At 69.9% G+C, this 9,046-nt stretch carries 1 protein-coding gene and 2 pseudogenes; all 3 read right to left on the reverse strand.

The window, feature by feature from the left end; genetic code table 11:
• Positions 1–5,174, reverse strand: a pseudogene (locus FGD71_RS00255) (type I polyketide synthase); the annotation flags it as partial.
• A gap of 80 nt (positions 5,175–5,254) precedes the next feature.
• Positions 5,255–8,671: SDR family NAD(P)-dependent oxidoreductase (locus tag FGD71_RS00260; protein ID WP_219925777.1), on the reverse strand; the 3,417-nt coding region annotated here is incomplete at its 5' end.
• A gap of 1 nt (position 8,672) precedes the next feature.
• Positions 8,673–9,046, reverse strand: a pseudogene (locus FGD71_RS50005) (ketoacyl-synthetase C-terminal extension domain-containing protein); the annotation flags it as partial.

Consider the following 9,046-nt stretch of genomic DNA (forward strand, 5'->3'; position numbering starts at 1 on the left):
GCCGTATCCACCGTCACCGCAGGACCCTCAAGCCCCAACACATACGACACCCGGCCCGACGCCACACTCGCCGCATTACCCGTGCCGACATAACCGTCAGCGTTCTGGCCGGAGGCATTGAGCAGATGCACGTAGTCCTGACCGTTCGTCCCCGCGAACACCCCTGTCCGGCTGCCCCGCAACGACCGCGGATCGATCCCCGCCCGCTCCACCGCCTCCCACGACGTCTCCAACAACAACCGCTGCTGCGGATCCATCGCCAACGCCTCACGCGGCGACACCCCGAAGAACCCCGCGTCAAACCCACCTACACCAGCGAGGAACCCGCCCACACGCGCGTACGACCCGACACCGCCCCGAGCATCCGGATCCGGGTCATACAACCCACCGGCCTCCCATCCCCGGTCGTCGGGGAAGTCCACGATGCCGTCCCCACCTTCCGACAGCAGCCGCCACAACCCCTCCGGAGAATCCACCCCACCCGGAAAACGACACCCCATCCCCACGATGGCGATCGGATCCTCGGAGACCGCCACCGCAGCCACCGACTGGGCCGAGGCCTCCTCCCCCACCACGCCGAACATCTCCCCGTACAGGAAGTCAGCCAGCGCCACCGGAGTCGGACAGTCGAACACCACCGCCGCCGGCAACGACACCCCGCACTCCGCGCCGAGCACGTTGCGCAACTCCACCGCGATCAGAGAATCGACACCCAACTCACGAAACGCCACATCAACGGCCACCGCCCCCACATCCCGGTGACCGAGTGCGGCAGCGGTGCGGGCACGCACCACATCCAGGAGCGCCTTTGTCCCCGAGTCGCGGGGCAGGGTGGCGATGCGGGAGCGGATGCTGTCGTGCTGGGAGTCCGTGTTCTGGTCGCCGGACGGCACCTCCGGGAGGTCGCTCACCAGGGCGCTGGGCCGAACGGCCGTGAAGGCCGATGCGAAGCGGGCCCAGTCGATGTCGGCCACCAGCACGGTCACGTCGTCGGATGCGATGGATACGGCGAGGGCATCGAGGGCCAGTTCCGGGTCCAGGGCCGCGACGGTGTCTTGCCGGCGGCGGCGTCGACCGGTGGTGGTCGAGGCGACCATGCCGCCGCCCGCCCAGGGGCCCCAGGCGATCGAGGTCCCGGGCAGACCAAGGGCACGGCGCCGCTCGGCCACGGCGTCGAGTACGGCATTCGCTGCGGCATATGCGCCCTGCCCGGCGCTCCCGAGGGAACCAGCCAGCGAGGAGAACATCACGAAGGCCGACAGGTCCTTTCGACGGGTCAGCTCGTCCAGATGGTGCGCGGCCTCGGCCTTGGCCCTCATGGTGACACCGATGCTTTCGGGGCCGACGGCGTCCAGGACGCCGTCGGCCAGCACGCCGGCCGTGTGGAAGACCGAGTCGACCGGGTATGCGTCCAGCAGCCCGGCGAGCGCCTCGCGATCCGAGACGTCGCAGGCGGCGATCGTCACCCGCGCACCCGACTCCTCTAGTGCGGACCTCAGTTCCTGGGCGCCCGGCGCCTGCGGACCGCGTCGGCTGACGAGGAGGAGTTCCTCGGCGCCCCGCTCAACCGCCCACCGCGCCACCCGCGCTCCGAGCGCGCCGGTACCGCCGGTGATCAGCACCGTTCCCCGCGGACGCCACTCTTCCTTCGGCTGCTCCGCACGGGCGTGCACCAGCCGCCGGCCGAACACTCCCGTGGCCCGGATCGCTACCTGGTCCTCACCTCGGGGCAGTTCGGTGAGGGCGCCGGCGAGCCGGTCGATCGCCCTGCCGTCCGGCCCGTCAGGCAGGTCGATCAGACCGCCCCACCGCTCTGGCTGCTCCAGGGCGGCCACCCGGCCGAGTCCCCACACGGCTGCCTGTCCAGGCGATGTGGTGGCGTCGGCGCGGCCGCCCGACACGGCCCCACACGTGACGGACCACACTCGGCCGTCCACCTCGGCAGCCGCGAGGGCCTGGAGCAGGACGGCGGTCCCTGCGGCCGCCATGCCGGTCCGTTCCTCTCCCAGGGGGAGCAGCGAAAGGACTCCGGCCACGGGTCCGCCCTCCTCGGCGGCGTCACGTAGCTGGACCGTCAGACGCTCGCGGTCATGACCGGGGGCGACTACGAGGCGCAGATCGAATCCACGGTCCTCAAGGCCGCTGAGGATGGGCCGGATCGTCGCGTCGGCTTCTTCCGCATCCGTACTGGCTTCGGGCGTGATCACGAGCCAACGCCCGGACGCGCACGGGGCATTGGGCGTTGCAGTCAGCCGCTTCCACCCGACGTGATAGCGGCAGGAGTCGACAACCCAGCGGTCGCTCCGCTTCTTTCGCCAGTGGGAGAGTGCGGGAATCACCGTGTCCAGAGCACTGCGGTCGACGTCCAGCTCGTCGGCCAGTCCGTCCAAGTCCCCCTGCTCCACCGCCTCCCAGAAATCCCGGTCCACGAGGGCGGAGGGGAACTGCGGACCGGCGATGGCCGACGGAGCCGGTTCGGCGGGGCCGAGCCAGTAGCGGCTTCGCTGGAACGCGTACGTCGGCAGGGCCACCCGACCGGCCCCGGTACCCGCGAACAGCGCCGACCAGCCAACGCCGAGGCCACGCACGAAGGCCCGCGCCATCGCCGACAGGAGCGCGTCGGTCTCCTCCCGCTCCTTGCGCAGGGCGGAGACGAAGACGCGGTCGTCGCTGTTCGGCACGCAGGTCTGGGCCATGGCGGTCAACGTGCCGTCCGGTCCCAGCTCAACGAACCGGGTCACCCCATGCTCGGCAAGCCAGCTCACCCCATCCGCGAAACGCACTGTCTGGCGCACATGCCGCACCCAGTACTCCGCCGACTCCAACTCCCCCACGCCGACGGCCTGACCGGTCACATTCGACACCACCGCCAACTGCGGCGGGCCGTACGTGACGCTCTCGGCGACCGTACGGAACTCCTCCAGCATCGGCTCCATCAACGGCGAATGAAACGCATGACTCACCCGCAGCCGGGACGTGCGACGTCCCCGCGCTACGCACTCCTCGGCGACTGCGGCTACGACCTCCTCGCTCCCGGCGATCACCACCGACCGCGGCCCGTTGACCGCCGCGACCGACGCTTCGGCCTCCCGCCCCTCCAACAGCGCCGCGACCTCGTCCTCGGACGCCTCCACCGCGAACATGGAACCGCCACCAGGCAGTTGCTGCATCAACCGACCACGCGCCACAACAAGAGCGCAGGCATCCTCCAGCGAGAACACACCCGCCACATGCGCCGCAGCCAGTTCGCCAATGGAATGCCCGACCACGAAGTCCGGCCGCACACCCCACGACTCCACCAGCCGGAACAGCGCCACCTCCACCGCGAACAACGCAGGCTGCGCCCACTCCGTACGATCCAACACCTCCGCATCCGCACCGAAGACCACATCCCGCAGCCCGCCCACATGCGCACACACCGCGTCGAACGCCTCCGCGAAGACCGGGAACGCGTCGCACAGCTCACGCCCCATACCGAGGCGTTGGGAGCCTTGCCCCGAGAACAAGAAGGCCGTCTTGCCCTCGCCCCGGGCGGTGCCGGTGACCAGATCGGCCGTCGGCTCCCCGGTTGCCAGCGCCTCCAGGCCGACGATCAGCGCCTGCCGGTCGTCTCCCAGTACCACCGCACGGTGCTCGAACACCGCCCGCGTCGACGCCAACGACCAACCCACATCGTGGAGATCAAGCTCGGGCTGTGACCGCACATGAGCCAGCAACCGACCCGCCTGTGCCTCCAGTGCCTCCCGACTGCGCGCACTGACCACCCATGGCACCACACCGTCCACGGGAGCACCGCTCCCAACAGACTCAGAAGCGGCCTCCTCCTCGGGCACGGCCTCCAAGACCACATGCGCGTTCGTCCCGGACAGGCCGAACGACGACACACCCGCCCGACGCGGGCGATCCACCGCCGGCCACACAACCGGCTCGTTCAACAACCGGACCGCCCCCGCCGACCAGTCGACATGCGAAGACGGCTCATCCACATGCAGGGTGGCGGGCAGCATCCCGTGCCGCATCGCCAGCACCATCTTGATCACACCCGCCACACCAGCGGCGGCCTGGGTGTGACCGAGGTTCGACTTCACCGAGCCGAGCCACAACGGCCGCTCCTCCGGCCGGCCCTGCCCATAGGTGGCGATCAGCGCCTGCGCCTCGATCGGATCCCCCAGCGTCGTGCCCGTCCCATGCGCCTCCACGGCGTCCACATCCTGCGGACTCAGACCGGCACTGGCCAACGCCGCCCGGATCACCCGCTGCTGCGAGGGACCATTCGGCGCGGTCAACCCGTTCGACGCGCCATCCTGATTCACCGCGGAGCCACGTACGACGGCCAGCACCGGGTGGCCATGACGGCGCGCGTCAGACAGTCGCTCCACCAGCAGCACACCCACACCCTCAGACCAGCCGGTCCCGTCGGCGTCGTCACCGAACGCCTTGCACCGCCCGTCAGGCGCCAGCCCGCCCTGCCGACTGAACTCCACGAAGGCGCCAGGCGTGGACATCACCGTCACACCACCCGCCAGCGCCAGATCACACTCCCCCGCACGCAACGCCTGAACCGCAAGGTGAAGTGCGACCAACGACGACGAACACGCCGTATCCACCGTCACCGCAGGCCCCTCAAGCCCCAACACATACGACACCCGCCCGGAAACGACACTCGCCGCATTGCCGGTGAGGAGATGGCTCTCGGTGCCCGTGGGCAGATCGTGCCCGGTTCCTGATCCGTAGTTCTGGTTGCTGCAGCCGATGAATACGCCGCTGCGACTGCCACGTACCCTGGCCGCATCGATCCCGGCCTGCTCGAACACCTCCCACGACGCCTCCAGCATGAGGCGCTGCTGCGGGTCCATGGCCAGTGCCTCGCGGGGCGAAATGTCGAAGAACGCCGCATCGAACTCATCGGCGGAGTCGACGAATCCGCCTCGCACGGCGGATTCGTCGACGGCCTGGTCGGTGAGGTCCCAACCACGGTCGGTCGGGCAGGCGCTGATGGCGTCCTCGCCGCGGGCCAGCAGATCCCACAAGCCGTCGGGCGAGTGGACGCCACCGGGGTAGCGGCAGGCCATGGCCACGATGGCGACGGGTTCGGCAGCCGCGTTCACCAGCTCGTCGTACTCCCTGCGCAGCCGCTCGTTCTCGAGCATCGTTGCGCGAAGGGCTTTGACGACTCGTTCCTCGGACGTGGCCATGCTCAGCTCCACAAATTGTTGCTTCGGCTTCGGCGGACGATGTGTGCGGGTGGACGTGCTCAGCCGTCGAGATCGCCCAAGGCCAGCTCCACGAGTGCGTCGACGTCCATCGTGCGGATGGAATCGCCGTCTTCAGGGAGGGACTGTGACTCCGGGACGGCATCCGTGCCCTCCTGCTCGGTAAGGGCCAGGATCGCCTCCAGCAGGCCGCTCTCCTTGAGCTTGGAGACAGGGACGGCGGCGAGCTTCCTTCGCACGGCGGCCTCGTCCGCACCGGTCGAGGACAGCCCGTCCTGTGGTGCCGCCGGAGCCGCGTCCGGGAAGAGTTCGGCATAGAGCTGGTCGGTGAGGGCTGCGGGGGTGGGGTGGTCGAAGACGAGGGTGCTCGGTAGCCGCAACCCGGTCTCCGCACTCAACTGGTTCCGCAACTCCACCGCGGTCAACGAGTCGAAGCCCATGTCACGAAACGCCCTGCCCGACTCCACACTCCACCCCCTGGCATGCCCCAACACCGCAGCCACCCGCTGCCCCACCAGATCCGCCACCACACGCCGCCGCTCCACCTCCGGCAACCCCGACAACCGCACCGCCCAACCCTCACCGACAGCCGAGGCCTCTTCCGCCTCGCCCCCGCTCATTGCCCGCACCTCCGCCAGGCCTTCCAGCAAAGGGCTCCGCCGACCACTGGTGAACACCGACGCAAAACGCTCCCAGTCAACGTCGGCGATGGTGACGGTGGTGTCACCAAGCTCCAGGGCGCGGGTGAGGGCGAGCAGGGCACGCTCGGGGTCAAGAGGCAGCAAGCCACGGCGGCGCAACAGAGCCTGTGCCTCGGGCGCGGCCGCCATCCCCTCGCCGTCCCAGGGTCCCCAGGCGAGGGCGGTCCCGGTCAGGCCCTGCGTCCGCCGGTTGGCCACCAGCGCATCCAACTGCGCGTTCGCCGCCGCATACGCGGCCTGACCACTACTGCCCCACACTCCGGCGATCGAGGAGAACACCACGAACGCCGCCAGCTCCCGGTCACGGGTCAGCTCATCGAGATGCGCGGCACCGGCCGCCTTGCCCGCCAGCACGCGGGCCACACGGTCCGGGGGCAGGGCGCCGATCACGTCGTCGTCCACCACCCCTGCGGCGTGGAAGACCGCGTCGATGGGGTGGCGGGCCAGCAGGTCGGCTACCGCATCACGATCGGCGACATCGCAGGCCTCCACGACTGCCTGGGCGCCCAACGTGCGGAGTTCGTCGGTGAGTTCATGGGCTCCGGGGGCGTCCGGGCCGCGTCGGCTGGTCAGCACCAGCTCGGCCGCGCCCTGTTCGGCCAACCGGCGCGCCAGCCGCGCACCCAACGCCCCGGTACCACCGGTGACCAGCACCCGCAGACCGTCCGCCCGCCACGACTCAGAGCGGTGAGTGCCGTGGTCTGCGGGCGCGGCATGATGCAGACGACGGGCCAGAATGCGCGAGCCACGCAGCGCGACCTGGTCCTCCCCACCCCCGGCCAGTACCCCGGCCAGCGCCGCCAGGGTCTCTTCGTCCACCCGGGACGGCAGATCAACCAGACCACCCCAACGCTCCGGGAACTCCAAAGCCGCCACCCGGCCCAGACCCCACACCCCGGACTGACCCACTTCGACGACCCGGTCCGAGCCGGCGGCCGCGACCGCGCCCTGGGTCAGCACCCACAAACGGCCCGCTACCGCAACGTCCTCCAAGACCGCCTGCACCAGCGCCAGGGCCACCTCCGCCCCATCAGCCGGAGCCAGCACCCCCGCCACCGCGGCACCCGTCACTGCGGAGGCCAACACACGAGCAAACTCCGCGCGGTCCGCACCGAGCGGATACTCCACCCGCTCCAGACCCGGGCACCACTCCTCGAAGCCCGTCAGCACCTCCTGGGAATCGGCAGGCTGAAGCAACAGCCACCGCCCCTCCAGACGACCAGACGGCAGCTCAGCAACCCGCTCCCAGGCAACCCGGTACCGCCAGGAATCGACCGCCGAGCGTTCCGTGCGCTGCCGCCGCCAAGCCGACAACACCGGCACCACACCCGCCAGCGCCTGCTCGTCCACACCCAGCACACCCGCAACAGCATCCGCGTCCCCGCGCTCCACCGCCGCCCAGAAACCCGCCTCCACCGCATCGGCCACCACCCCCGCTCCCGCGGCCTCCGTCCCAGCAGGCTCCGGCCAGAACCACTCCCGCTGGAAGGCGTAGGTGGGCACAGCAACCCGGCCGGCCCCCGTGCCTTCGAAGACGCGGGTCCAGCCGATGCCCACCCCGTGGACGAACGCCTTCGACACGGCCGACAGCAGCGCGTCGTTTTCCCCACGGTCCTTGCGCAGGGCGGGGACGAAGACGGAGTCAACTCCGTCGTCGGCAAGGCAGGCCTGGGCCATGGCAGTCAACGTGCCATCCGGACCCAGCTCAACGAACCGGGTCACCCCATGCTCGGCAAGGCAACTCACACCATCCGCGAAACGCACTGTCTGGCGCACATGCCGCACCCAGTACTCCGCCGACTCCAACTCCCCCACAGCAGCGGCCTGACCGGTCACATTCGACACCACCGCCAACTGCGGTGAGCGGTACGTGACGCTCTCAGCGACCGCCCGAAAGCCCTCCAGCATCGGCTCCATCAACGGCGAATGAAACGCATGACTCACCCGCAGCCGCGACGTACGACGCCCCCGCTCGGCGACCTCCTTCGAAACCTGCGCCACGACCTCCTCGACCCCGGCGATCACCACCGACCGCGGACCGTTGACCGCCGCGACCGACGCCTCGGCCTCCCGCCCCTCCAACAGCGCCGCGACCTCGTCCTCGGACGCCTCGACGGCGAACATCGCCCCACCGGAAGGCAGTTGCTGCATCAGCCGACCCCGCGCCACAACAAGAGCGCAGGCATCCTCCAGCGAGAACACACCCGCCACATGCGCCGCAGCCAACTCACCGATGGAGTGCCCGACGACGAAGTCCGGCCGCACCCCCCACGACTCCAGCAGCCGGAACAGCGCCACCTCCACCGCGAACAACGCAGGCTGCGCCCACTCCGTACAATCCAACGCCTCCGCATCCGCACCGAAGACCACATCCCGCAGCCCGCCCACGTGCGCACAGACCGCGTCGAACGCCTCCGCAAAGACCGGAAACGCCTCATACAACTCACGCCCCATATGGAGGCGTTGGGAGCCCTGCCCCGAGAACAAGAACGCCACCTTGCCCTCGGACACAACGCCCTGCGTGCCCTCACCGGCGGCCAGCGCCTCCAGCTCGGCGATCAGCGCTGCGCGGTCCTTCCCCAGCACCACCGCACGGTGCTCAAAGGCGGTACGCGTGGCAACCAAGGACAGCCCCACGTCCAGCGCATCGAGCTCGGGATGCGCCTCTACATGGGCCAGCAACCGGGCCGCCTGCGCCCTCAGCGCCTCCCGGCTGTGCGCACTGACCACCCACGGCACCACGGGCAGCACACCCGGNTGCGCACTGACCACCCACGGCACCACGGGCAGCACACCCGGCGCACCGGCCGACACCACCCCACTCACCTCCTGGGGCGCGGCTTCGAGGATCACGTGCGCGTTCGTGCCGGACAGACCGAACGACGACACACCCGCCCGGCGCGCGTGCTCCGACTCAGGCCACACAATCGGCTCGTTCAACAACCGGACCGCACCCGCCGACCAGTCGACATGCGAAGACGGCTCGCCCACGTGCAACGTCCGCGGCAGCGCGCCTTCCCGCATGGCCAGCACCATCTTGATCAGGCCTGCCACACCAGCGGCGGCCTGGGTGTGACCGAGGTTCGACTTCACCGAGCCGAGCCACAACGGCCGCTCCTCGGATCGGCCCTG

It is taken from the genome of Streptomyces sporangiiformans (assembly GCF_005768555.2).
In the GTDB taxonomy this organism is placed as follows: Bacteria; Actinomycetota; Actinomycetes; order Streptomycetales; family Streptomycetaceae; genus Streptomyces; species Streptomyces sporangiiformans.